A 318-nucleotide genomic window follows, 5' to 3' on the forward strand; every position below is an offset into this window, starting at 1 on the left:
CTGCTGGGTCAGTCGCTGTCGCAGTCACTATTTGACCATCAAGCAAGTCACCTGGGTTTGGCGCTGTCCACTTACCATCAGGGCCTGCAACGACTGTTGCTGTTGTGCCATCAGGGAAGCTCACAGTCACGGTTGATCCCGCTTCTGCTGTACCTGTGATTGGATTAGTCGCATTGATTGGATCAATCACTGGTGCATTTGGTGCTGCCGTATCGACAGTCACGATGACATCTGCCGGGCTGCTGATATGGCCTTGTGAATCCACTGCTTGGGCATGGATGGTGATTGGGCCATCTGCTGTCACAGGAATCGCTGCGG

1 protein-coding gene is annotated in these 318 nt (G+C 54.1%); it reads right to left on the reverse strand.

What is annotated here, in order from left to right; genetic code table 11:
- A partial coding sequence (locus ACH63V_RS18155) for an Ig-like domain-containing protein (protein ID WP_396464331.1) occupies positions 1-318 on the reverse strand: 318 nt, incomplete at both ends.

It is taken from the genome of Acinetobacter sp. ABJ-A23_2 (assembly GCF_044538765.1).
Lineage (GTDB): Bacteria > Pseudomonadota > Gammaproteobacteria > Pseudomonadales > Moraxellaceae > Acinetobacter > Acinetobacter nosocomialis_A.